Below are 25,100 nucleotides of genomic sequence, written 5' to 3' on the forward strand. Positions count from 1 at the left end.
ATTGATCGTCTGAATGGCGACCTTGATATCATACGTATTACCTAGCGTCGGTAGGAGGACGTGTGGGCGGCCTTTCTCGTGGCAAATAGCGTGGAGCTTGGTGTGGCACCCCGCCCCTTCGTCTGCCTGCCAAGGCAGGCGCTTGGGACAGGCTTTGGCGATGCCGATAGCATGAGCGAAGGCCCGCTTCTTGCACCACCAGCAGTGCGGTGGACCTTGATCCAGCTACCGTCGATAAACAGCCTGGATAGCACGCCGCCCAACGTGCCTTTGACAATTGTGCCCTGCGCCAGATGCCGATCGCGCGTTGAACTGCGCCAGGAATCCTTCGCGGCCCGCGCCGCAAACGACTGCATCCATTCGACCGCGACACGTAGAAGCACGGCAACCTCGTCGAGCGCGCCTTATGCCATCTTAAAGACTTCGGTCGCGTCGCCATCAGTTGCGATAAACTCGCCGCAACATGTTAAGCCGTCATCCGCCTCGCCGCCACTATCGCTTGGTGGTTATGAATCTTGGCGCTAGCGCAGTCGAGGGATGCGCGATGCTGCAGCATGGTATGTTTCTCGACCCTTAGGTGCCGCTCAGGAAAGCCCGCGGCCGCGATTGGGGAATTACATCAAAACAGCTTCAGTTGCTGACCGGGCGGCGCGAAAAGATCGGTACTGAGATCCAGTCGATTGCCGTCGAGGCCCCATCGCGCGGCGGCCTTTCGGAAGCGGTCCCGCAACATCGCGGCATAGGCGCCCTTTGGCTGGAAGCGTTTGAAGAAGTCCGCCTCATTGTCTTTCCCGCCGCGCATTTCGGTCAGGTGGCTCATGACCCGAGACGCGCGGTTCGGAAAATGCGCGGCCAGCCATTCGCGAAAGATCGGCGACACTTCGTGCGGCAGGCGTACGACAATGGAAAACGCACCCACAGCACCCGCGGTCGCCGCCGCCTCCACGATCGCCTCGATCTCATGGTCATTGATGGCCGGAATGACAGGCGACACGGAGACATGGACGGGGATGCCCGCCGCCGTCAGGTCGCGGATTGCCGCGATGCGCCGCGCCGGATAGGAAGCGCGCGGCTCCATCTTTCCCGCCAGGCGTGGATCGAGAGTTGTCACCGACAGCATCACGGCCGCCAGTCGGCGCTTTGCCATGCGTGCCAGGATGTCGATATCCTCGCAGACGCGGGCGGATTTCGTCGTGATGGTGACCGGGTGGCCCGTATTCTCAAGAACCTTCAGAATGCCGCGCGTGATGCGATAGCGTGCCTCGATAGGTTGATAGGGGTCCGTGTTGGTGCCGAGCGCGATGGGACGGCATTGGTAATTCGGTTTCGAAAGTTCCCGGCGGAGGAGCGCGGGAATGTCAGGCTTTGCGGTCAGCCTGGTTTCGAAATCCTGCCCCGGCGACAGGCCGAGATAGGCGTGCGTCGGGCGCGCGAAACAATAGACACAGCCATGTTCGCAACCGCGATAGGCGTTGATGGACCGGTCGAACGGCACGTCCGGCGACTGATTGCGCGTGATCGCGGTTTTCGGCTTTTCGATGGAAACCTCTGTGCGCGGCGCGGCGGGCCCGATATTTGCACGCTCAGGATCATACGGGTCGGCCGCATCCTCTCTTACAAGTGTGCCGGTGCGGTCAGCGAAAGTTCTTTCCGCATCCAGCCAGTCCCCATCCGCCTCGCGCACGATCCGGTCGAAGCGCTGGCTGAGGTTATTTGCAGGCGCGCCGCGACCGTGGACGAGAGAGGCGGGCGGAAAAACAGGCATGAGCGGGAACATACCACGAACAAATCAATCTGTTAAGGTCGGCCATTCCATCGCACATCCGGTTTCCGCAGGTGACGGAAGGTACCCAATACGAAAATAAGGAACGCGCTTTGCAGAAGCAGCCCTGTGTTTTCCAGAGGCGGCACATCCCACAGGGTAAGCGTCGCGTAGAGATTGACGGGCACGTCGCTGAGCATGATGATCAGCGTCAGGGCGACGCCCCAACGCCTCCGCGTCCACAGCAGCAGGATGGCAAGGGGGTCAAGACATGTGAGTGCGGTCCAGTAGGCGTTCATGCCTGCTGGCGCATAGCGATAAGGGAGCCAGCCGCCTGTAATCAGGTCGGCGATATGTGTATATGTACCCACTGCGAGACAGGCGCTCCACACCACAAGAATGAGGTGTTTTTCAGGGAACGCCGCACGTTCGGCAGCGGGGCGGTCATGCGCTACCGTTCCCGCAGCCTTGGCATCAGGTCGACGAAGTTGCAGGGTTTGTGGCGGTTATCGAGCTGGTCCTTGAGGATGCCGTCCCAGCCGTCCTTCACCGCGCCGGTCGAGCCGGGCAGGGCGAAGAGGTAAATGCCGCGCGCGACGCCTGCGCAGGCGCGGGACTGGACGGTGGAGGTGCCGATGGACCGGTAACTGAGCATGCGGAACAGCTCGCCAAAGCCGGGGATGTCCTTTTCGCAGACCTCCGCAAAGGCTTCGGGTGTCACGTCGCGGCCGGTAACGCCGGTGCCGCCAGTGGTGATGATGCAGTCGATGTCCGCACTATCGATCCACGCGTTCAGCTGCGCGGTGAGGGCGGAAACGTCATCCCTGACGATCGTGCGCGCGGCGAGACTATGGCCGTGATCCGTCAGTTTCTTCACCAGAATATCACCCGACCGGTCGTCGGCGGGCGTGCGGGTGTCGCTGACGGTGAGGACGGCGATGCCAATGGGCGTGAAGGCGATTGTGTCATCAATGGGCATGGGCGCGGTCCTTAACCGAAACGCGGGAATGAACCTAGTCGGACGGCGCGCCCGTCTCCGTCCCCCGCCTGCGCGGTCCAGAGGACGCGGTAATGGGGGACGTCGTCTGCGCGGCGATCAGGGCGCTCGCAAAGCTGCCCTGATCCTCGTCGGCGACCGCTTCACGGCGCGTGACCCGGTAGAGGGTGAAGAGGACGAGGACTGTCTGGACCGCGAGAATCCAGCCGAACAGCGCGTCGAGGTTCGTGAAACTGATGATGATCGAGGCCATGATGGGGCCGATCACCGCGCCGATGCCATAAAGCAGCAGCAGCCCGCTGGCGGTCTCAACAAAGCCCGATGGCTCGGTATGGTCATTCATATGCGCGGTGGCGATGGCATTGATGGGGAAACCGAAGACGCCGTAGAAAAAGCCGAAGATGAAGACGCCGTGCGGTACCCGATCGGCGACCAGCAGCATGCAGAGCGCCGCGGCGATGGCACCAAGTGCGGTCATGATGAGGACACGGCGGCGGTCCATACGGTCGGACAAGAGCCCGATCGGCCATTGCCCGATGGCGCCGCCAACCACGACCACGCTCATGAAAATGGCGACGGCGGCGGCGGGGCTGGCGGCGTCGGCGCGGCCTGCGGCGAAGATCGGCGCGAGCGCCCAGAAGCTGCCATTGGCGAGGCCGACGGCAAGGACACCCGCCGCGCCGACGGGGGACTGGCGATAGAGTTTCTTCAGGTTGATTTTTGCGCTCTGGATGGGGGCGGGGGCTTCCGAGGTGCTGAGCGCGAGCGGGATGGCGCTGAGCGAGACGAGGATCGATGCCACGGCGAAAAGCGGAAATTGCGCGGGGTCGCCAAGCAGCAGCATCAGCTGGCCCAGCGTCAGCACGGTAAGGTTGATGACGGTATAGACGGAGAAGATCGCGCCGCGGTTTTCGGATGTCGCCTTTTCATTCAGCCAGCTTTCGATAACGGTGTAGAGAATGGCGAAGCAGAAGCCGGTCGTGCCGCGCAAAAGCCACCAGATCGCCGGTTCCGAAATGAGCGCATGCACCAGCGCCGTCGTGGACGCGAGCGCCACAGCGGCGGCGAAGACGCGGATATGACCGGCGCGCTGCACAAAGCGCGCGGCGCTGAGGCAGCCAATGCCGAAGCCCAGAAAGTAGGACGAGCCGAGAATGCCGATCTCGATAGCGGTCTGCGCGTCGATTTCAGCCCGCAGCGGCAGCAGCGCCCCCTGCAGGCCATTGCCCATCAGCAGCAACGCGACGGAGACCAATAGGGCGGCAACAGGCGCGAGCGCGGACATGACTGAGGTTGGCGGCGGCGCAGCGGACATGTGCCGGTGCTTAGCGGGAGCGGCGGGAATTGCCGAGAGGGAGATGTGCCGGGCGGGCGACAGGGGATTTCATCTGACATGCTTACGATTGACATGAGATATGGCGTGCAGGGGCGATGACTGGTATTATGGTATTAGGTATAGTGTCCCTGTAATTTTGCCCTTCATCTTCTCTGATAACGTTAATCAGATCGACCCCAGTATCTCCGACTACAAACTGAGACGCGCTATATGACAGCGCAGCGACTCGGGCTCCAAACTGATAATCTCGCGCATAGGGATGATTATTATCTGCCATCTTCGTATTCCCTTATATTATTCCAATGATATTCTGGATAATGCACAGCACAGTCATAACTTATAGGTCCAACGAATCTATCTAACGAGGCCTGTTTACTTATTATAAATGCGACGGTCTTTTCTTCTTTATAAATTTGTATAACAACATCGAATATAATATTAGTTTCTGTGATATCAGCCATACTCATTGGCACGACTAGCCTTCGCCGAAAGCCTTCAGCACTCAAAGCAGATCGAACCCGCGGATATGGTCGATCAGACTCATCACGCGATTCTTTCCAAAGTTCGGCCCTATATTCCTCCCACAAAACCGGATCGACCACGTTGATCTGCGCTTCATCGCGGCAAGCGCGCTCCAAATCGTCCAGGGAGGGGCCGCAGGACCCCAGCAGAAGGGCGACGCCCCCGATGGCCGCACCGCTGAGACACCTCTGTATTAATATGTGGCGCGATGTCGTCATCATGCTACCGGTTCCCGTTCACATCTCCAGCCGAGCCGCGCCAATCGCTCGGCGGCCTCTTCCAGCCCAGCCTGCCTCGGCCCTTGGTCGACGCTCAGCACTTGCCCCGGAACGTCGCCGCCCCCCGGCGCGTAGACCTGCGTGCGCCCGCCGGTCGTCGTCGCAGCAGCTTGATAAAGCCGCCGCGCGACCCTCAAGTCGCAGGGAACGCCATCACCAGCCTCGTAGCGTTTGCCAAGCTCCAGCTGCGCCCATTTAAAACCCTCCTGAGCGTTTCGCGCGAGCTTTTGCAATTCCGCTTCGGTTTCCGAAACAGGCACCGCAGTAAGACGAATACCTGGGTACTGCGTGGATACGCAGGACATCAGCAGCGACATGCACAAAATCGTTGAAAAGCGCATCACCGCTCCCTCCCCGCTTCACTTGTCGCCTTCGATATTGGCGAAAAGAAATAGTCGATGATCCGAAGCTGATCCGTCTTGATCTCCGCCGTTGCGGTCATGCCCGCCGACATTGCACGGCACAGGGCGGCGGTCTGGGCGGCTTTGCGTGTGTCTTCGCCGGTCGGTGCGCAGTCGAGGGCGACGCGGGCGGTGTAGACCAGGCCGACATTCTCCTGCTCCACCGCGTCACGGATGATGCGCGTCAGCGTTCCAGGGATCAGGCCGTGGTCGGTGAACGGGAACGCCTCCAGCTTGACCGCCACCTCCTGCCCCTTCCGCACGAATCCAGCGTCCCTAGTCAATAGCATGACCTCCGCGACCAGCCCATTGTTTCGGTGAAGTCAGGGGATTTCGTACTCGCTGACGCGTTCAGGCCAATGCCGCTGCCTCCGGCGCCGGTGCGCGCCGCACTGGCAGGTGCAATGGAATTAGCGCCTCTGCGGACCGTAAAATGCCGCCGGTGGCGGGCGGTTGCATCTGCCGGACCGCTCAGGCGAACGGCGCGGTCAATTGCGCCGCCCCCGCACCGTGGTCAGTCCCGGCTACGCCGTCGCCGCAGCGAGATTATTCTCGTCAATTAACTACGCTGTTCACCAGGTGTGGCTCAGGCAGCGCTTCGCCGAACTGGCATACCCTTCAGACTTTATGGGAAATTTCCTGCGGCCTGCCGGATCCCCTTCTCATTTAAGTAAAAAAGCGGAGAAAAAATCAGAACTTTTTTAACTTCTCAAATCTATTGCACCCTCACTGGAGGATCGCATGACCATTCGCAATAAACTCTTCGCTTGCCTTTCTGCCCTTGCGCTGGCCATAGCCGCCCTGGTCGGAACATCATTCTGGGAAATGAACAGCAGCAGCAGCTCGCTGAGTACGATACTCGCGGACCGCGTCGTACCGATGCGCGATCTGAAGGTTGTCGCCGATAAATACGCAGTTGATATCGTCGATGCCTCGCACAAGGCGCGCAATGGCAATGTGAGCTTTGCCGAGTCCGCAAAACAGGTACGGGAAGGCTCCGCAACGCTTCAACAGCATTGGGAATCCTACCGGGCCACGAAAATCGAAGGCCTGGAGGCGGAGCTTGTCAAAGAGGCGGAGGCCAATATGCGGGTCGCCAATACCCGCGTTGCGGAGCTTGAGGCGATCCTGAAGCGCGGCGACCGCCGGGCACTCGACGCCTTCGTCGTCGACAAACTCTATGAAAGCATCGATCCTGTTTCCGATTCGATCGGAAAGCTCGTCGAGCTTCAGCTTGAAATTGCCGAGACAACAGGAACAGCCGCAGCCGCGTCCGCGAAAACCAATCGCAATATCATCATCGGTCTGGTCGTGGCCGCCGCGATTGTCTTTTTCGTATCCTTCTTCATCATTCTGACCATGGTCGTCGCGCCTATTCAGCGTCTGGCCGTCACGATCCGCGAACTCGCCAACGCCAATGGGACGGCGGACGTACCGCATCTCGACCAGCGGGACGAGATCGGTGAGATCGCACGCTCGGTCGAGAGCTTCCGTCAGGCGGTCGTCGATGCCGAGCAGGTCAAGGCCCGCGCTGGCGCTCAGGCAACCGAAGCGGTGGCCAACGGCCTGGCCGGATTGGCAAGCGGCGATTTGACGTGCCGGATAGAGGGTGAATTCCCGGCCGAATATGCCCGCCTTCAGAAGGACTTCAACGACACGGCCGCGTCTTTGCAAAAGACGCTGACGCAGGTGACAGAGGCGGCAAGCGGCATCAACAACGGTGCGAACGACATTCGCCAGGCGTCTGACGACCTGTCCCAACGGACCGAGCAGCAGGCCGCATCGCTCGAGCAGACGGCGGCGGCGATGGACGAAATCACGGCCACGGTCGCAAGTACCGCCGAGCGTGCCAAGAGCGCGAACGTCGCGGTGCGCAGCGCAAAGGATGAGGCCGAACAGTCCGGTGAAACCGTACGCCGTACGGTCGACGCGATGAGCGACATCGAGCGTACTTCGAATGAAATCGTCGAAATCATCTCGGTCATCGACGGCATCGCGTTCCAGACCAATTTGCTGGCGCTGAATGCGGGCGTAGAGGCGGCGCGCGCAGGCGATGCCGGCAAGGGCTTTGCCGTCGTCGCTTCGGAAGTCCGTGCCCTGGCACAGCGGTCGGCCGAGGCGGCAACCGACGTCAAGGCCCGGATCACCGCGTCTTCACAGCAGGTCAAGTCGGGCGTGAAGCTTGTCGGAGAGACCGGCCGCGCGCTGGGGCTGATCTTCGAGCGGATTGGTGAAGTCGATGGCCTGGTCGGGGAGATCTCCACATCCGCCGAACAGCAGGCCACCGGGCTTCAGCAGATCAACACCGCCGTGGGCGAAATGGACGGCGTCACGCAGCAGAACGCCGCGATGGTCGAGGAGGCAACCGCAGCAGCACGCAGCCTGGTCGACGAGGTCAATGGCATGCTGACGCAGATCGGCCATTTCCGCATCGTCCACGAACCGGGAACGGTCGCATATCTGCCTGTCGACAAGAAAGATCAGACGGGTGGCGCCTCCGAAATCGGAGATGCCGATTATGACACCGACCAGATGATGCAGCTGGCCGGTTGACCACAGGAACGGCGGGGCAAGTCGCCCAAACATACCGATTGCCCCGCCACCCTTTCCCCGGCCGCATTCACCCATCATCGGGCGATGCTTGTAGATCCTTTAAAAATCCACTCCCTGAAAAAGCACTATAACTCGATCTTCTTGTCGATCAGAAATGGTGCCGAAATAAGGTTTATAGGCAGAAAACGCCTTTGTAACAATTTTGCTGATCTCTTCATCTTAATGAACTTTTTTCAGATTTGGATTATTGAGTGTACACCAAATCACCGGATCTTTCTGAAACTCAGAGAATTTTGACCTAGGATCAAATTTCAAAAACCGCTCAGGTGTTTGGGTTGCCCTTATCACCGAAAGAAGTTTTTCTTTATATCTCAAAGAAAAAGTCATCACACCTTCACGGCCGCCAGTTCCTTCTTCAACAAGGTGAAGGTTCTTTTCAGGGCCCTAGGTTTTACGCCTTTGTAGACTAGACATCCATGTCATTTCTACCATTCCCTCCCCACTTCACTGGTTGCCTTCGATATCGGCGACAGGAAATAGTCGATGATCAAGCGCTGGTCTGTTTTGATTTCCGCGGTTGCCGTCATGCCCGCCGACATTGCGCGGCACAGGGCGGCGGTCTGGGCGGCTTTGCGGGTGTTTTCGCCGGTCGCGCGCAGTCGAGGGCGACGCAGCCGGTGTAGACACCCTCATCGGATAAGGGGGGCGACGGCCTCCTGTCCCGCCGCATCGCTGCTGATGTTCGTCAGTATGCCGGGGATCAAACTGTGGTCGGTGAGCGGGACGGCGGGCATGATGGAACATTATCGCACTTCATCTGCCATGCAAAATAATGGGGCTGGCAGCTTATGTGCCGCCAGCCCCAGGTGAACGCGCGTTTTTGTTTTACGCTGCGGCCGGTGCCGCGGCCCGGTTAGGCGGCCCGGCGGCGGCGCATGCCGACGGCAAGGACGCCGAGGCCGAGGAGGCCGAGCGCGGCGGGGGCGGGGACTTGCTCTGCCAGGCCGACGAGGATGCTGGTCTCATCGAACAGGGCGCGGTGGATCGGCGCGCTGAAATGCGTTCCGTCAACCGAGAAGATGCCGGTGCAGTCGACCTCTCCGTTCACCACGGGGCGCACGTCGAAACAGTTCACGTCGAGCCGCTGCTCCGGCAAGCCGAACTGACCCGGATCGGTTTGCAATGTGTTGAAGAACTCGAAATAGCTGAAGTTGAAGATTTCCGCCTCGAGGCTTTGCATGGCAAGGCCGGTGAGGATCTGCTGTTCAAGCGCGAAGGCTTGCGGGATCGCTGCGCCGGCGACGCCCATCAACAGGATGCTGCGCGCGCCCGCCCCGTCAAGGGCGACGATATTCGCGATGACGCGCTGCGCCGCCAGTGCGATATATTCGTCTTCGGTGAACGGCCCGGTCTGGCCGCGGCTGATGGCGAAGATGTCATTGCCGCTCATGTTGATCGTGTAGAGCGCGTCGCCGTCCGCGACGCCGCCCGACGCGGCCAAATAGGTGCCGACCTGGGCATCGAGATCGGGGATCATGTCGCTGTTCACGGCAAAGCCGCTATTGTCGACGATGCGGGCACCGCCAAAGGCATAATTGTCGCCGCCGAGAAGCGATGCCGTCGTCAGACTGCCTGAGACCTTCTGGTTGAGGAGGTCGGTGAAGTCAGGGCCGTTGGTGAAACGTCCCTGGAAATAACCGCGCGCGGGATCGGGGACGGCTCCGCCAGTGACAACCGAAATATTGCCGGCATCGACCAGGCTGTCACCGAACACATATTGTCCCGTATAGGACGTGACGGCTGCGCTGACGGGAATGGCGGTTGCCGCCAGCGCCATGGCAATGGTTAATTTCGCGATGCTCATGATACACTTACTCCCCAGATTACAATTGCGTGGAGGGTAAATGACGTTTTGATGACAGCCTAGCTGTTCAATTCGTTGTGTTTGCGTTCCGGAACGAATTGCAGGCGGAATTGCTAGCCCTGAGCAGCGCGCGCGCGGAATGCCAGAAGGTCGAGCCAGGCGAGCCGCTTCTGTTCGGGCTGGCGCAGCAGGAAAGCGGGGTGGAACGTCGGCAGAACCGCATAGGTTTGGCCTTCGATTTCCACATCCCGCCATTTGCCGCGCAGGCGCATGATACCGGTTTCGGTTTGCAGCAGCGCTTTGGCGCTGGTGCCGCCGACGGTGAGGATCAGCTTCGGTCCCGCGATGGCGATGTGGCGGTGGAGGAGGGGAAGGCACTCCGCCGCCTCCTGCATGCTGGGGGTGCGGTTTTGCGCCGGACGCCATGGACTGAGATTGGCGATGTAGACTTTTGACCTGTCGAGATCGATCGCCGACAGCATGCGGTCGAGGAGCTGTCCCGCGGGTCCGACAAAGGGCTTGCCCTCACGTTCCTCCTGCGCGCCGGGCGCTTCGCCAATGACCATCAGGTCGGCACCCGGATTGCCATCGGCGAAGACGAAGGGGCGGCCCGGGCGGCGGATGGAAAGCGGGTATGCCTCGGCCTCGGCGCGCAGCTCTTCCAATGTGCGCGCGGTGAGCGGCGGGGCGGACGTGCGCCCTGCGGCGATCGGCGCGGTGGACGCTGTGCCCAGGCTGGGCGGCGGCGCTGATGTCTGCGCGGGCGCACGGGCCGGTTCGACGCGGGTCTTTAGCAAAGGAGACGGCTTCGTCAGCCAGTTGCCGGGCCTGTCACCGACAAGCACGTCGACACCGCTGTCGGTGAGCCAGCGGAGGGCGGCGGCGGCTTGTGGGGCGGTCAGGTGCATCTCCCCCTTATGTGCGACAGGGGCGCGTCTGGCAAAACCCTGCTACTTCGCTTAGAGAAACCAGTGATTTTCAGTCCAGGGGAATGTTGAGCGTGAGTGAAGAAGAACGCGAATCGATGGAATATGATGTCGTCATTGTTGGCGGCGGACCAGCTGGCCTGTCAGCGGCGATCCGGCTGAAACAGCAGGCGGCAGAGGCGGGCAAGGAGATTTCCGTCTGTGTTCTGGAAAAGGGTTCCGAAATCGGCGCGCATATTCTGTCGGGTGCCGTCGTCGACCCGCGCGCGCTCGACGAGCTATTGCCGCAATGGCGCGAAGAGGACGGTCATCCCCTGACCGTACCGGTGGACGGAAACCATCACTGGGTGCTGACCAGAAGCATGAAGTTCAATTTCCCGCATCTGTTCATGCCGCCATTCATGAATAATGAGGGCTGCTACACGCTGAGCCTGGGCAACATGACCCGCTGGCTGGGCGAGAAGGCCGAAGCGCTGGAGGTGGAGATTTTCCCCGGCTTTGCGGGCGCAGAGGTGCTGTTCAATCAGGATGGCAGCGTGCGCGGCGTGGCGACCGGCGCATCCGGGATCGGCAAGGATGGCGAGAAATCGCCGCGCTATGAACCCGGCATGGAGCTGCACGCGAAATATACACTATTTGCGGAAGGTGTGCGCGGGCATCTGTCGAAACAGCTGAAACGGATGTTCTCGCTCGACAGTGAATGCGAGCCGCAGATTTACGGTCTCGGCGTCAAGGAATTATGGGACATCGATCCTGAAAAGCACGAGCCGGGCAAGGTCATCCACACGCAGGGCTGGCCGCTCGACGATGCGAATGGTGGCGGCTTCCTGTATCATCAGGCGGACGGTCAGGTCGCGCTCGGCTTCGTGACGTGGCTGAATTACAAGAACCCGCATATCTCGCCGTTTCAGGAAATGCAGAAATGGAAGACGCATCCGGCGATTGCCGAGATTCTGGAGGGCGGCAAGCGCATCTCCTACGGCGCGCGGGCGATCAATGATGGCGGGTTGCAGTCGGTTCCGAAGCTCGCTTTCCCGGGCGGCGCGCTGATCGGCTGTTCCGCTGGTTTTCTGAACGTCCCGCGCATCAAGGGCAGCCATACGGCCATGAAGTCAGGCATGATGGCGGCCGACGCGGCCTATGAAGCCGTGATGGCGGGCCGTCAGCATGATGAACTGACCGGCTATCAGACACTGTACGACGTGAGCTGGGTGAAGGAAGAGCTGTCGGTGGTCCGCAACACCGTGCCGCTGGTCAAGAAATTCGGCGAGGTCGTCGGTACGGGCCTGGCCGGGGTGACGATGTGGCTGGAACATGTCGGCATCCGGCTGCCCTTCACAATGGGACACAAGCCGGATCATGAACAGCTGGGCCGCGCGGAGCACTTCCGGGCGCCGGAATATCCGAAGCCCGATGGCGTTCTGACATTCGACCGCCTGTCCTCTGTCTTCCAGTCCAATACGAACCATGAGGAAGATCAGCCCGCGCATCTGCATCTGAAGGATCCGGCGGTGCCGATCGCCTATAATCTGCCGCTATATGACGAACCTGCGCAGCGTTACTGCCCGGCGGGCGTGTATGAGGTTGTCGGCGAGGAAGAGGGCGAGCCGAAATTCGTCATCAATGCGCAGAACTGCGTGCACTGCAAGACGTGCGATATCAAGGATCCGACCCAGAACATTAACTGGGTTGTGCCAGAAGGCGGCGGCGGCCCGAATTACCCGAATATGTGAGGTCGGATGGTGGGCGCGGGCGGGGGACGTCCGCGTCATCGCCGTATGAGAAGTATCTTTTGGGAGACATCGATATATGCCCCGCACTGCTGGTCCCCTGGCGTCCAATATCGCAATTATGAAAATAAGGCGGCCGCTGGTGCTTGGCGCCGCGATGCTGGCGGCAGGCCTTTGCGGAACAGCCGCGGCGGAAGAGCGCGGCCTGTCTGATTATGTACAGGGGCGCTATGCCGCCGCCGAAGGTGAACTGGCGAGGGCGGCGGACCTGTTCGAGGGTGCGCTGAGCCGTTCGCCGGATGACAAGGGCTTGCTGCAACAAGCCTTTGAACTGGCGGTCATTTCCGGCGATGAAGAGCTTGCCGTCAGCGCGGCGCGGCAATTGGGCGAGGAATCCGGATTTGACAGCGCGATTGCAACGCTACTTGCGACGGATGCGCTGAAGCGGCGCGACTGGGACGAAATGGCGTCCCGGGTCGAAGGGCTGAAGGGTACGGGATTTGGGTCTTTGGTGGCACCCGTCGCCGAGGCCTGGGCGCTGGTGGCGCGGGGGAAAAAGCGGGAGGCGCGCGAAGCGCTGGCCGGGGAACCACCCAGTGGCCTGGCGAAAAGCTATTGGGAAGAGCATCGCGGACATGTCGCGCTGGCGACCGGCCGCAGGAACGAAGCGATTGCCGCCTACCGCCCCCTGATCGTCGACGACGAAGGCGGCAATGTGCGCATCCGCCTGGCGCTGGCGCAGGCCTTGCAGAAGGATGGCAAGGACGGCGAGGCCGGTGCGATCCTGGAAGCGGCGCAGGTGACGCCCGTGATACTGGCGGCGCGTGCTGATCTGAGCGACCGCAAGCGGCTGCGTCACGCGCCGGGAAACGCGCGCACGGGTATTGCCACGCTGCTGCTGAGAATATCGAGTGACCTGTCGCGCCAGCGGAGCGTCCCGGTCGCGCTGACCTTTGCGCGCATCGCTACGTGGCTCGACCCTGACGAAGCGGCGGGCTGGCTGATGGTATCGCAAAATCTGGCGCGGGCGGAGCAATATGAAAGTGCGCTGGCCGCCGCGCGGCAGGTTGGTGAAGACGATCCGTCATCCGGTACGGCGCGGGCGCAGGAAGCCGCGCTGCTGATCGCGATGGACCGCGATGATGACGCGCTCGATATGCTGAAGGCCGCCGCGGCGGCACCCGGCGCGCGGGCACAGGATTTCGTGCAGCTGGGCGACGCCTATCAGCGCGCCGAGCGGTACAGCGAGGCGATTCAACGCTATCGGCAGGCACTGGAAGCCGGCGTCGAGAATGATGTGCTGCGCTGGCAGACGCTGTTCCTGATCGGGGCATCGGAAGAACAGCGCGGCGACTGGCAGGCGGCGGAGGTGGCACTGCGCGAGGCGATGGACATTGCGCCGGAACAGGCGGTCATTCTGAATTACCTTGGCTATACGCTGCTGGACCGCGGTGTGAAGCAGGAAGAGGCCATCGAGCTGATCGAAAAGGCGCATGCACTGGAGCCGAATGACGGGCACATCACCGACTCGCTGGGCTGGGCACATTATCAGGTCGGCGACTATGCCAAGGCTGTCGAGACGCTGGAGAAGGCCATTGCGCGTGTGCCGGGCGACGCCACGATCAATGATCATCTGGGTGATGCCTATTGGCAGGTCGGGCGGCACATTGAAGCGCGCTTTCGCTGGCGCGCGGCGCTGGAGGGTGAACCGAGCGATGAACAGACGGCGGCTATCGAGGCCAAACTGGCCTATGGTTACGACCGCGGCGTGAAGATGGCCACGAATGCGAGGTCGGCCGCCGCCGAGGGCCAGCCGGAATCGTGAGCGCGCGGGCGTGACCGCGGACGCGCGCTGGTCGGAAACCGGCTTCGCCAAGATCAACCTTGCCCTGCATGTCAGGCGGCGGCGGGATGATGGATATCACGATATCGAGACGCTGTTCGCCTTTTGCGATGATGGCGACGTGTTGCAGGCAGCACCCGCCGATGCGGTCACCCTGTCCCTGACGGGGCCATTCGCGGCGGGATTGGACGGCGGCGGCGATAATTTGGTTCTGCGCGCGGCCCAGGCTTTGAAAGACGCGAGCGGATATGTCGGCGGCGCGGCGTTGACGCTGGACAAGCGCCTGCCGGTCGCAAGCGGCATTGGTGGAGGGTCTGCCGATGCGGCGGCGACGCTGCGGCTGTTGAACCGGATGTGGCGGCTGGACTGGCCCGCTGCGCGACTGGCGGAACTGGCGCTGCCGCTCGGGGCGGACATTCCGGCCTGCGTGCACAGCCATGCGCTGCGCGGCGAAGGCATTGGCGAAAAGCTGCGGCGCGACCCGGGCATGGATGCGCTGGCAGGCGTACCGGTCCTGCTGGTCAATCCGCTTATCGGCGTGTCGACAGCGGACGTGTTTCGCGGCTGGGACAGGCGCGATCGCGGCCCGCTTGCGACGGGCGATGCCCTTTTTGTTGCGGCGTCAGGACGTAACGACCTGATGCCGCCTGCGCGTGCGCAGGTGCCGGAGATCGCGCAGGTCCTGGAGACGCTTGGCGCGTGTGCCGGGACCGCGCTTGTACGGATGTCGGGATCGGGCGCGACCTGCTTTGCGCTGTTTGAGGACAAGATCTGGCGGGACCGGGCGGAGGCCCATATATGCGCCGCGCAGGACGGTTGGTGGACGCTCGCCACAAAACTTCGCGCCGAGAGCGGTGTTTGACCAATCTGAATTGGCGAGAAATTCCCACGCGATGTGCGCTGTGATTCAGAGTCCATGCTGGTGAAGGCGGCCGACATGGACTGCTTTTTCGGCGGATTTGCGCGTGTGTATTCCGGCGACGGGGTGTGATGCGCAAAAAAATTGCATGCAACCTGGCAGGGTCGTCCTGACGTCCTGAAGGGGCGCTGGGACTGGTTCGAGGCCTGTATCATGTAAATGCCCCGGCCCAGTCTTGCGGTTCCGCAAACCGGCCGCCGATCACCTATGCGGCCGGGGGTTTCGTCAAGCCAAAGTCTTGGACAAATAATGGGACGCCTGTCCTTTCGGCCGGCCCTCCAGGGTGGCCATATGTTTATAACCGTTTTTCTCGTAGAACGGCTTTGCCTGCCAGCTTGTCGTTTCGACCAGCGCATTGGCGCAGTCGTGTTCGCGCGCATATTCTTCGGCACGATGGATCAGCGCCCGGCCCGCACCGCCACCCCGCGCTTTCTCGGCAAGCCACAGAAGCTCGATGTGCAACGTGTTCCAGTAGCATGTCGCGCGAATTCCGCCGCAAACCTCTCCATCATCGTCCCTTGCGAAGACGTAAAACCGTTTTTCCGCTTCCATCGGCTCAAGGTCCTGGATCATCAGCTTGTTAAAATTCATGATTCCCTGACTAAGCACATCCGAATCAGCGGTGGAGGGATTGCAATCAATCTCGATTTTCATGACAGGTTTCTCATAGCTTCAGCCCTCAGCGTAGATCGTTTTACGGACTTTGAAAACCGGAGGGAGCCAGTAGGGGGCGAAGCTGTTTGGAGCCTGCGTTTCGCTTTTCACGTGAATGTGGAGGAAGTGGCTTTTTGGCCGTTCATCACACGCGCCCCAGCCTCTGCTTCAGCCGGTTTGACAAGACGTGTGGGCGGCGCGGCTTTTGCCAGCCAATGCCGGGCTCACCAAAATCGCTCACCCCGGGGGTGACGAACCTCTCGGTATCCCTTACATTGTTCCGTTCGTAAAAGACTCGATCAACAATAATGGAGACCTGATTATCCGACCGCCTCTTTCCCCACGGCGCGGGCCCACGCCCCCGCCATTCCAGGGACCGCGCTATAACGAATTCATCCAGGAACCGAAGGTCCGGGTGATTGACGATGAAGGCGAAAATCTGGGCGTCCTCTACACGAAGGAAGCGATAGATCAGGCAAAGGAGGCCGGACTGGACCTGGTGGTCGTCAGCCCGAATGCCGACCCGCCCGTGGCAAAATTCCTGGATGTCGGCAAATTCAAGTTCGAGGCCCAGAAAAAGGCGAATGCTGCGAAAAAGAAACAGAAACGTCAGGAAATCAAAGAGATAAAGATGCGCCCGAACATCGATGACCATGATTATATGGTCAAGATGAAGAAGGTGAACGAGTTCATCGATGACGGCGACAAGGTAAAGGTCACGCTGCGTTTCCGCGGCCGCGAAATGGCGCACCAGCAGCTGGGCATGGAGCTGCTCAATCGTGTGCAGGAAGACATGGCGGAGACCGCGAAGGTCGAGGCCTATCCGCGCCTGGAAGGCCGCCAGATGCTGATGGTGTTGGCGCCAAAGCCCAAGGGTCAGGCCTGATTCACCCGGTGGGCGCGGGGCACATCCTGCGCCCGGCGGTGCCGTCTGCTGCAAAACCGGCGCCGCGCCGATCCGCATTCGCGCTGAGCCGGGTTCGGCGCGGCGTTTGCGTGTCGGCATGGTGTCGTCGATGAGAATATATTAACGCTTCCGACAGGATCTATCGGGAGACTCATCATGCGCCATTCATATCTGGCCGCCGCGGCGGCGATTGTCTTTTCGGCAGGCGCGGCCTGTTCAGCCGTGAATGCCGCGCCGCCCCCGGATTTGGCATCGGTTGCCGAAACGGTGGACGCGCTGGCGCGGATGGACCGGGCTTATGGCGCGCGTTTTTCTCCCGATGGCACGCGGATTGCCTATCTCAGCAGTGAAAGCGGCAGCCCGCAAATATGGGTGACAACGCTGGCGACCGGCAAGAGCGTGCAGATCACCGACCTTGGCGACCCCATCGGTAATGTGCACTGGTCGCCTACGGGCAGCCGACTGGCCTATTCGGTCGCGCCGGGCGGCGGGCTGAATACGCAGATCTACGTCATCGAGGAGGATGCCGGTTCGGACGGGGCGTGGGGCGACGCGCGGCTGCTGACGCTGGGCGGGAATGACAATAATGGACTGGCAGGCTGGAGCGACGACGGCTCTGCGCTGCTGATCGACAGCAACCGGGACAATGCGGGCGCCCGCGATGCCGGACTGATTGACGTGGCGACGGGAGACTGGCGGCCGCTGGTCAGCAATAAAGGCCTGAACTGGATAACGGACGAGCGCGGCGATGTCGTGCTGGCGGCCCGCCTGCTTGGGCGCGGCGACAGCAATCTTTACGCCATTGACGTGAACAGCGGTGCGGAGGCCCTGCTGACGCCGCATGACGGCAAGGCGGAAAGCTGGGCCGGTGCGATCGCGGCGGACGGCGAGACTGCGTATCTGCTTTCGAACGTCGGACGCGACCGGCATGCCTTTGGGTCCGTGCCGCTATCCGGACCGGGTGAGGGCGGTATCACCTATTTCGCGGTGCGGGACGATGCGGTCGCGGAGAATATGCTGCTATCGGACGACGGGACGACCATGGCGCTGCTCTGGAATGCGGGCGGACGTAGCGAGCTGGTCCTGCGCGATGCGGCGACCGGGACGTCGCGGACCGTCGAAGGGCTGGAGGTCGACACGATCGGCCTCAATGATTTCTCGGCAGATGCGTCGACACTGCTGATTTCCGCATCGGCGGCAAACCGGCCAACGGACATCTATGCCGTCACCGTGGCGGACGCCTCTGTACGGCGGCTGACGCAAAGCGCGCATGACGGTGTGGATCTGGCGGCGCTCGTTCGCCCTGAACTGATCACCTATCAGGCGCATGACGGGCTGGAGCTGTCAGGCTGGCTGTATCGTCCGGCAGGCCTGGAAGGTCCCATGCCGCTGGTATTCAGCTATCATGGCGGGCCGGAGGGACAGGCGCGTCCAACATCCTACGCGGCGATTCAGGCGCTGGCGGCGAGCGGGATTGCGGTGTTCGCTCCGAATGTCCGCGGCTCGAGCGGTTTTGGCAAGGCGTTCATGGCGATGGATGACCGCGGCAAACGCGTGGACGGCGTGCGCGATATCGAATCGACGACGAATGCGCTTGTCGAGATAGGCATCGCCGACCCGGAGCGTCTCGGCATCATGGGCGGCAGCTATGGCGGTTATATGGTGATGGCCGGTGTAACGGAGTTCCCGGACATGTTCGCGGCGGGTGTGAATCTGTTCGGCATCGTCAATTTCGAAAGTTTCTTTCGCGAGACGGAGCCATGGATGGCGGCGATTTCGACGACGGAATATGGCGACCCGGCGACCGAAGCGGACATGCTGCGCGCGCTGTCGCCAATCCACAAGCTCGACCGGATCACGACGCCCCTGCTGGTGCAGCACGGCGCGAATGATACCAATGTTCCCGTCGTCGAGGCGGAGCAGATCGTCGCGTCGCTGCAGGCGCGCGGTGTGGATGTGAAATACACGCTGTTCCCCGACGAAGGGCATGGCTGGCGCAAGGAAGAAAATCGCGTGCGATCAACAACCGAGATCGTCAGCTTCTTTGCGGAGCATCTTTAAGCGGGGGGCCTGGAGCAGCTCTCCCGACTTCTTCTTTGCCGGTTTGGTTCGGGCGCGGGGGCATGTGCCGCTACCAGTCCGCTTCGGTGCTGCGCAGCGGCAAGGCGAGCGCCTTTGCGGCGATGAGATCGTCCGGATAGCCCGCAACGCCTATGCGGATCGCGTCGGCCGGAATGTCCAGCCGGAAGCTGCCGTGTATCCTGTCCCATAAACTGAACCCGCTCGACCAGTTGCTGTCGGTCGCATCGCGGCGGGCCATGTGATGAATGCCGTGCATGCGCGGCGTTGTCAGAACCGCCGCAAGACCGCGCTCCCACGCCAGCGGCAGGCGGATATTGGCATGGTGAAACAAGACATTGGCAAGGAACCAGCCGTTCCAGCGCGCATCCGTTCTGGCATCGGGGCCGATGATGACGATCATCGCCGCGCGCATCGGCGCGGACACAAGCTGGTCGGCGGCATGGAAACGGACGGCGGTCGACATATCGAGGTCGAGATCCACATGATGCACGCGGTGCAGCCGCCACAGGCCATCAATCTCGTGCGTGGCCCGGTGCCACCAGTACATCGCCCAGTCGAGCAGCAGGAACGCAGCCGGCGCCCGCAGACCGCGGGGCAGGTGCCGGACCAGGCCGTACCGTCCGGCGTCATGGTAAAGCAGCGGCCGCAGACCATGTTTCTGCACCAGCGACGAGGCGAGCATGCTGCCGATGCCGAGCGCGATATTGGTCAACTGCCGCCCCTCGCGCCGCAGCCGCGGTCTGCGCAGGGGCCGCCTGTCCTCGGATTTCAGGGCGTAGGCAAGCGCCGCCGCCGCGCCGCCCAGAACGAGGGCCGCGCCCAGCCTTTGCCAGCCGGTCCCGCGGGGCTGCCGCTCCGTCTGTGCCGTGATTGCGTTCATATGTCCCTGCCTAGCAGGGCCGTGCCCGGGTAGTACCGTGAAAAAGACGGGTGTAACCGCCGACGGCGCAGGCGCCGCGCGGCGCAATTTTCGAAACTGCAAATGATATGCTGGGTCATGTCTACAATCGGTCGCGGTCGGAAATGAGACGAATCTTGGCCATGAAGCCACAACTATTGAGCGGCCAAAACTCTCCATTTGATAACGACAAAACCATGGAATACTACCTCAGCCTTGTCGCACTTGCTTCAGTTAAATCATGGATACTTCCTTGTTAACAAAATCCAGAATTTGCGTTCAACTCATTGCGCCATAAACGGGGTTCCGCAATGACAGGAAACGCGGCTGTCATCCATCACGCATCGTCCGGCTTGAAATAGGCCGGTCGCCAAGACAATCGCCCGAAACAGATGCGCAACCGGTCGCCCCATGTTCGGCACTTGCGCATGTCGCGCAGGACATTGCGGTATTCAATGAAGTTGATGGTGACCGGATTGTTGCTGTCGATGTTTTCGGTCAGGCCATAAATGACCTCATCTTCCTCCCGCTGGAATGTACCGAACAGCTTGTCCCAGATGATCAGTACGCCGCCGTAATTCTTGTCGAGATATTTGCGATTCGATCCGTGATGGACCCGGTGGACGGATGGTGTGTTGAACACGTCGTCGAGCCAGCCCAGTTTGCGGATTTGTTCGGTATGAACCCAATGCTGATACTGGGCCACGAGGATCAGGCCGATGACCGCCTGAAACGGATTGAACCCCAGCAGGATCATCGGGATCAGGAATATCCACTCAAACAGGCCCTCGACCCAGCTCAGGCGGAAACCGACTGTCAGATTATAATCCTCCGAAGAATGGTGGACCGAGTGGCTGGCCCAGAGAATGCGATGTTCGTGCTCCATCCGGTGCAGCCAGTAATAGGTGAAGTCGGCCGCGATGAACGCCAGCACCCATGTCCACCACGTCATCGGAATTTCCCAGGGAATCAACCAGTATACAGGGAGCAGGCCGATAATGCCGATGGAAGCGAAAACGGTTCCTTCCAGAACCTGACCAACCACGAAGATCGCGCAATTGGCAGCCGTATCCTTCCATCGGCGCTCCTTATGCGTGACCAGGTCGAGAATCACCTCACCGATCGTCAGGGCGAGATTTATCAGGAAAATCGTGCCGATAATCGTCAGCAGCGACGATGTCTCAAAAAGGCGAAGAAGCGCCTCAACGGTCATAACAAGCCTCCCAACGGTAGCAGAATTAAGGGAGAGGGGCCGGAATAATTATATTTGTGCGTTTCCATCATTCCATAGTCCTGCTATCACGCCGGTGAACGTTCGTTCGTTCATTTAAACTAAATGCGCAGATTTGGAGAAAGAGGTCAACATGGAAGATGGCGAACCGAAGCGGACCAGACGCGATGCGACGACGAGGGCGCGCCGTGCGCTGCTGATCGAGACCGCAATCGCCTGCTTCGTCGAACAGGGCATCGCCCGCACGGGAATGCGTGACATCGCCAAGAAAGCGGGGGTCAGCGTCGGAAACCTCTATAATCATTTTCCGGGACGTGACGATCTGATCGCCGAAATCGCGAGGATCGAAACGGCGGATCTGGCAGATGTGGTGACACAGGTTGCGCGGTGCGCCGATGCGCATGACGCCATCGATAGTTTCGTTGAAAGCTACTTCCTTTACTGCGCCGATCCAATATCGGCGGTGCTGACGGTCGAGATCACATCGGAGGCCCTGCGCAATCCCGCGATTGACGCGCTTTTCAGCGGCAGTCGGGCGCTGCTGGTCGATACGCTGGCAACGCTTATTACAGGCTGCGGGTGGCGGGAAACGCAGGCACCGGCGCAAGCGGCTCTGATCCTCGACACCATTGAAGGGTCTGCCTTGCGTGTCGGGCTGACCGGGGAAAAGCCTGGAAAACGCGACACGAAAGCGCTGATTTCGTTCGTGCGCCGCGCCTTGGCGCTGGAAGGGAACTGATATGCGCCGCCTGACTCTCGCCGCCATCGGTCTTGCGGTTCTGGTGGTGATCGGTTCCGTGATAATCCTCGCTTTTTCACGCATTGCCGATTTCGAACTTTCGCAGGGCGAACGGCAGACCGTGTCGTTCTCCCAAGGTGGCAACGCGTTGGAAGGAACGCTGATAACCGCCTCGGAAGATGGCCCGGTCGTGCTTCTGGTCCACGGTGACGGGCCACAGGACCGCTGGTCCGGCAGTGGCTATCTACCGCTCGTCAACACGCTGCTGGACGAGGGGATTTCGGTGTTCAGCTGGGACAAGCCCGGCGTGGGCGCGTCCACGGGCAACTGGCTTCATCAGTCCATGCAGGACCGTGCCGATGAAACGGTTGCCGCTCTTAAAGCGCTTCGGCGGATGCCGGGTTATGAACATAGACGCATTGGTTTGCTGGGGTTTTCTCAAGCGGGCTGGGTCTTGCCGCGTGTGCCTGCGCGCACCGACGATGCGGCATTTCTGGTCCTGATGGGCGGGGCGATCGATTGGCAGGATCAGGGCCGCTACTATGCGACAATGAGGCTGACGCGCGAAGGCCGGACGCCTGAGGAAATCGCAGCGGAAATCTCCAGGCAGGCGGCGGCGAGCCGTGCCTGGTTCGAAAGCGATGCGACTTATCAGGAATATTTTTCTGCCGAACGCGCCGCCGGTCGTTCGGCAGAACAAGTCCTTTCCGAAGACAGGTTCGGTTTCGCCCGGCTGAACCACAATGAGGACGCCCGTAGCGATATTGCCGGACTGCCTCTGCCCGTGCTGGTGCTGTCAGGGGCAGAGGATCTGAACGCGGACCCTCAGGAAACGGTATCCACCTATAGATCGATACGGGAAGGGGGGCATCCGCTCAGCCGGTTCCGCGTCGTGCCGGATGCGACCCACTCCCTGTTTTCGGCAAGGTGGTACAATTATCAACGCCCCGATCAATGGCCCCTTACGGCACAGGCAAGATTCGTTCTGTCGGGCCGCAATGCCTATCAGGGCGATGTTCTTGAAACGGTGACGGACTGGATTGTCGCCGCGTCCCAAGACATGCCGTGATCCTGAAGGATGGCCCGATCACGATTCCGGTGCTCCTGAGCAGTTTCTGGCGTCGTATCGGTCTGACATGGGTGCTGACCCTGTTCGAGACGGCCCTTACCGCCTTTGTCCCGCTTTTCATCGGGTTCGCCATTGACGGCTTGCTGGCCCAGAACATGGCGGCGCTGTGGCGACTTGTTCTGGTGCTGGCAGCCCTGATCGGGGTCAGCGTCGCTCGCCGCGCCTATGATACCCGCGTGTTCGGCACTGTGCGGGTCGAGGCGGGAAAAGCGCAGGTGGCCCGTTCGCCGGAACTGCCGGTCTCTACGCTGAACGCTCGTCTTGGCATGGGGCGCGAACTGGTCGATTTTCTCGAAAACGATCTGCCGCTGGTGATGGCGGCGCTGGTCCAGCTCGTGGTCTCAATCGCCTTATTATATGCGTTCGGCCCGATGCTGGCTTTGGCCGGCGCGGTGGCCGTTATCGCGATGCTGCTGATCTACGTCCTGTTCCATCACCGGTTCTACCGGCTGAATGGGCGTCTGAACCAGCAAATCGAACGCCAGGTCCGCATTATCGATATCCGCGAGCCGCATCGGCTGCTTTCACACCTGTCGCATCTGCGCAGGATCGAGATCCGTCTGTCCGACACGGAGTCCATCCTTTACGGCGCAATATTCATCATTCTTCTGGGCCTCGTGGTGTTCAACCTCTGGTATGCGGCCACGGCTTTGCCCATCACGACCGGCGCGATCTTCTCCATCGTCGCCTATTCGTGGGAATTTGTGGACTCAGCGCTCGCGCTTCCGGTCACCCTGCAGGGATGGTCGCGGCTGTCGGAGATATCAAGGCGGATCAATTCTTTGGCCTGACGCTTCCCAAACTCCGGGTGCTTGCCCTGATCGTCATCATCCTGAAAAAAGACCGCAGGATCCGACATGCATGTTTCCGGGAAGGCGCGCCGGCTTTCCCGGAAAGACGACCGCTATATCTCCTGCCCGATATTTCGGGTGGCGTACATGAGGGCGGCGAGGGCCGCGAGCAGCATGACGCTGCCGACCAGGAGCGCGGATTCCTCAAGGCCCAGAAGGGCGTACATACCCGCGTACAGTATCGCGATGATGCCCCCGAGCAGCGCGGCGCGTCCGCGGTTTCCGGTGACGGCGGCGGTGTAAAGCGTGATCATCGCCGTCAATATACCCGCGGCCAGAACATAGGCCGGGAGCAGGGATATGTGCTCCGATAGCGATGTCAGCAGCAGGAAGAACTGCACCAGGGCAAGACCGACCAGGCCGTAGCCCAGAAGCGGCATCGCGCGGCCGCCGATGACGTCGAACAGGAAATATGCGGTGAAGGTGAGCGCGATGAACAGGACGCCGTACTTCACCGCGCGGCCGAGCTGCCCATAGAGGTCGACGGGCTCGACAAGGGCGACGCTCGCGATTTCCTGCGCGCGCATGTCGATCCGGTCATGGCGCATATAAGCGAGCCGTGTACCTGTGGAGAGGTTCGATGCGCTCCAGCTGGCGGTGAAGCCATCCTCTGAGATGGTCGCCGCCGCGGGCGCGATATTCCGAAAGCTGGGATGCGGCCATGTGCTGGACACCGACGCGGTGACGTTGCGGCCGGTGGCGGAAAAGCCGATTTGCCTGCTGCCCTTCACCGCCAGCGCGACATTCACCCCGATGTCGGCGGCGGGCGCGTCGGTCAGGCCCATGGGCGCGCTGAGAAACCCCTCCGCCTTGTCGGTTCCCGGAAATCCGGGTTCCACATCCACCGGACGTCCATCGATGGTGACAAGCGGGATACGGGCAAGACTGCGCGGCTCCGCCACGCGAAACACGATGCGGGCCTCGTTCCAGCGGACTCCGTCCGCGTCCAGTTTCAGGGAGGCCGGCAGTTCTCCCGACCAGCGCACGTCCGTGTCGACGGCGGCGGTGTATACCGGCACGTCAAAGAGCGAACGCCGCTTGATTTGGGGGTCCAGAACGGCGTTTATCCGTACATCCTGCGCGGCCAGGTGCAGATAGCGGGTCACGAGATAGGACTGCGCGACGAACGTGCCATCCGCCTGCTTCACATCCCGCGTCCGGCGCTCCGAATAAGGTACGACCATGAACGGGGTCTGCACGACCTGCAGCCCACCCCAACTGCGCGCGATGTCGTTTTCGACCTGCTGCGCGGTGCTTTGCCGCTCCCAGATGATCAGGTGAACGAAGAACATCAGAATGGCGAGGGCGGCGGCGATGAGGCCAATTTTGAAAAGGCGGCGGCCAAGATCGGGCGCTGCAACGGTCTGCTCTGTCATACATCATCTTCCTTCCATGGTGATGGTGCTCAGCTTCGGGCATTCCCTGCCCGGCATGCCAGCGGCGATGTTCGCCAACCGCCCGCGGCGTGCGCACGCCAG

The 25,100-nt window shown here is 61.2% G+C and carries 22 protein-coding genes; 9 read left to right on the top strand and 13 right to left on the bottom strand.

What is annotated here, in order from left to right; all coding sequences use genetic code 11:
* Nucleotides 1–619: 619 nt before the first annotated feature.
* From KCG44_RS06620 to KCG44_RS06650, 7 genes are all read right to left on the bottom strand, one after another.
* Complete coding sequence (locus KCG44_RS06620; protein WP_218445100.1) at nt 620–1,765, bottom strand: PA0069 family radical SAM protein; 1,146 nt, start codon at nt 1,763–1,765, stop codon at nt 620–622.
* A 32-nt stretch (nt 1,766–1,797) separates the two neighbouring features.
* Nucleotides 1,798–2,133 (bottom strand): hypothetical protein, encoded by a 336-nt coding sequence (locus KCG44_RS06625; RefSeq protein ID WP_218445101.1) that lies wholly within the window; start codon nt 2,131–2,133, stop codon nt 1,798–1,800.
* A gap of 80 nt (nt 2,134–2,213) precedes the next feature.
* On the bottom strand, nt 2,214–2,741 hold the full coding sequence (gene moaB, locus KCG44_RS06630; RefSeq protein ID WP_218445103.1) for a molybdenum cofactor biosynthesis protein B: 528 nt from the start codon (nt 2,739–2,741) through the stop codon (nt 2,214–2,216).
* A 34-nt stretch (nt 2,742–2,775) separates the two neighbouring features.
* Nucleotides 2,776–4,074, bottom strand: coding sequence for an MFS transporter (locus tag KCG44_RS06635; RefSeq protein WP_255536383.1), 1,299 nt, complete (start codon nt 4,072–4,074; stop codon nt 2,776–2,778).
* 287 nt (nt 4,075–4,361) lie between these two features.
* Nucleotides 4,362–4,838 carry a hypothetical protein gene (locus tag KCG44_RS06640; RefSeq protein WP_218445104.1) on the bottom strand — a complete coding sequence of 159 codons (477 nt, stop codon included), beginning with the start codon at nt 4,836–4,838 and terminating at the stop codon, nt 4,362–4,364.
* Nucleotides 4,835–5,236 (bottom strand): SEL1-like repeat protein, encoded by a 402-nt coding sequence (locus tag KCG44_RS06645; protein WP_218445105.1) that lies wholly within the window; start codon nt 5,234–5,236, stop codon nt 4,835–4,837. Before KCG44_RS06645 ends, KCG44_RS06640 begins: the two co-directional genes overlap by 4 nt.
* The gene (locus tag KCG44_RS06650; protein WP_255536427.1) at nt 5,236–5,601 is read right to left on the bottom strand and encodes a beta-barrel domain-containing protein; all 366 of its coding nucleotides are present in this window, start codon (nt 5,599–5,601) and stop codon (nt 5,236–5,238) included. The genes KCG44_RS06645 and KCG44_RS06650 overlap by 1 nt, the downstream gene beginning before the upstream one ends.
* Nucleotides 5,602–6,037: 436 nt before the next feature.
* On the opposite strand from KCG44_RS06650, the gene KCG44_RS06655 reads away from it, so the two are divergent.
* Nucleotides 6,038–7,849, top strand: a complete 1,812-nt coding sequence (locus KCG44_RS06655) for a methyl-accepting chemotaxis protein (protein WP_218445107.1) — start codon at nt 6,038–6,040, stop codon at nt 7,847–7,849.
* A gap of 913 nt (nt 7,850–8,762) precedes the next feature.
* Here KCG44_RS06655 and KCG44_RS06660 read toward each other — a convergent pair.
* Together KCG44_RS06660 and KCG44_RS06665 are read right to left on the bottom strand one after the other, a co-directional pair.
* Complete coding sequence (locus tag KCG44_RS06660; RefSeq protein ID WP_218445109.1) at nt 8,763–9,713, bottom strand: SGNH/GDSL hydrolase family protein; 951 nt, start codon at nt 9,711–9,713, stop codon at nt 8,763–8,765.
* Nucleotides 9,714–9,826: 113 nt separating this feature from the next.
* Nucleotides 9,827–10,621, bottom strand: coding sequence for a uracil-DNA glycosylase (locus tag KCG44_RS06665; RefSeq protein WP_218445110.1), 795 nt, complete (start codon nt 10,619–10,621; stop codon nt 9,827–9,829).
* 116 nt (nt 10,622–10,737) lie between these two features.
* Between KCG44_RS06665 and KCG44_RS06670 the strand changes: the two genes are divergently transcribed.
* From KCG44_RS06670 to KCG44_RS06680, 3 genes are all read left to right on the top strand, one after another.
* Nucleotides 10,738–12,372 (top strand): electron transfer flavoprotein-ubiquinone oxidoreductase, encoded by a 1,635-nt coding sequence (locus KCG44_RS06670; protein ID WP_218445646.1) that lies wholly within the window; start codon nt 10,738–10,740, stop codon nt 12,370–12,372.
* Between the two features lie 76 nt (nt 12,373–12,448).
* Complete coding sequence (locus KCG44_RS06675; protein WP_218445111.1) at nt 12,449–14,194, top strand: tetratricopeptide repeat protein; 1,746 nt, start codon at nt 12,449–12,451, stop codon at nt 14,192–14,194.
* 10 nt (nt 14,195–14,204) lie between these two features.
* Nucleotides 14,205–15,074 (top strand): 4-(cytidine 5'-diphospho)-2-C-methyl-D-erythritol kinase, encoded by an 870-nt coding sequence (locus KCG44_RS06680; protein ID WP_369411941.1) that lies wholly within the window; start codon nt 14,205–14,207, stop codon nt 15,072–15,074.
* A 282-nt stretch (nt 15,075–15,356) separates the two neighbouring features.
* Here KCG44_RS06680 and KCG44_RS06685 read toward each other — a convergent pair whose 3' ends face one another.
* Nucleotides 15,357–15,785 carry a GNAT family N-acetyltransferase gene (locus KCG44_RS06685; protein ID WP_218445113.1) on the bottom strand — a complete coding sequence of 143 codons (429 nt, stop codon included), beginning with the start codon at nt 15,783–15,785 and terminating at the stop codon, nt 15,357–15,359.
* A gap of 322 nt (nt 15,786–16,107) precedes the next feature.
* Between KCG44_RS06685 and infC the strand changes: the two genes are divergently transcribed.
* Both infC and KCG44_RS06695 read left to right on the top strand, forming a co-directional pair.
* The gene (infC, locus tag KCG44_RS06690; RefSeq protein WP_439651441.1) at nt 16,108–16,671 is read left to right on the top strand and encodes a translation initiation factor IF-3; all 564 of its coding nucleotides are present in this window, start codon (nt 16,108–16,110) and stop codon (nt 16,669–16,671) included.
* 177 nt (nt 16,672–16,848) lie between these two features.
* Nucleotides 16,849–18,753: a S9 family peptidase gene (locus KCG44_RS06695; protein ID WP_218445114.1), complete on the top strand. Its 1,905-nt coding sequence runs from the start codon at nt 16,849–16,851 to the stop codon at nt 18,751–18,753.
* Nucleotides 18,754–18,823: 70 nt separating this feature from the next.
* On the opposite strand, the gene KCG44_RS06700 is transcribed toward KCG44_RS06695, so the two are convergent.
* Both KCG44_RS06700 and KCG44_RS06705 read right to left on the bottom strand, forming a co-directional pair.
* Nucleotides 18,824–19,654 (bottom strand): sterol desaturase family protein, encoded by an 831-nt coding sequence (locus KCG44_RS06700; RefSeq protein WP_218445115.1) that lies wholly within the window; start codon nt 19,652–19,654, stop codon nt 18,824–18,826.
* Nucleotides 19,655–20,009: 355 nt separating this feature from the next.
* Nucleotides 20,010–20,885, bottom strand: coding sequence for a sterol desaturase family protein (locus KCG44_RS06705; protein WP_218445116.1), 876 nt, complete (start codon nt 20,883–20,885; stop codon nt 20,010–20,012).
* A 151-nt stretch (nt 20,886–21,036) separates the two neighbouring features.
* Between KCG44_RS06705 and KCG44_RS06710 the strand changes: the two genes are divergently transcribed.
* From KCG44_RS06710 to KCG44_RS06720, 3 genes are read left to right on the top strand one after another with little or no spacing between them, the layout of a single operon-like run.
* The gene (locus KCG44_RS06710) at nt 21,037–21,642 is read left to right on the top strand and encodes a TetR/AcrR family transcriptional regulator (RefSeq protein WP_218445117.1); all 606 of its coding nucleotides are present in this window, start codon (nt 21,037–21,039) and stop codon (nt 21,640–21,642) included.
* A 1-nt stretch (nt 21,643) separates the two neighbouring features.
* On the top strand, nt 21,644–22,711 hold the full coding sequence (locus tag KCG44_RS06715) for an alpha/beta hydrolase family protein (RefSeq protein WP_218445118.1): 1,068 nt from the start codon (nt 21,644–21,646) through the stop codon (nt 22,709–22,711).
* Entirely contained in the window at nt 22,708–23,562 is an 855-nt protein-coding gene (locus KCG44_RS06720) for an ABC transporter six-transmembrane domain-containing protein (RefSeq protein WP_218445119.1), read from the top strand. Before KCG44_RS06715 ends, KCG44_RS06720 begins: the two co-directional genes overlap by 4 nt.
* A 113-nt stretch (nt 23,563–23,675) precedes the next feature.
* Here the strand turns inward: KCG44_RS06720 and creD are convergent, their stop codons facing one another.
* The gene (gene creD / locus KCG44_RS06725) at nt 23,676–24,998 is read right to left on the bottom strand and encodes a cell envelope integrity protein CreD (protein WP_218445120.1); all 1,323 of its coding nucleotides are present in this window, start codon (nt 24,996–24,998) and stop codon (nt 23,676–23,678) included.
* Nucleotides 24,999–25,100: the final 102 nt, after the last annotated feature.

The sequence above is a fragment of the Pacificimonas pallii genome (assembly GCF_019204005.1).
In the GTDB taxonomy this organism is placed as follows: Bacteria; Pseudomonadota; Alphaproteobacteria; order Sphingomonadales; family Sphingomonadaceae; genus Pacificimonas; species Pacificimonas pallii.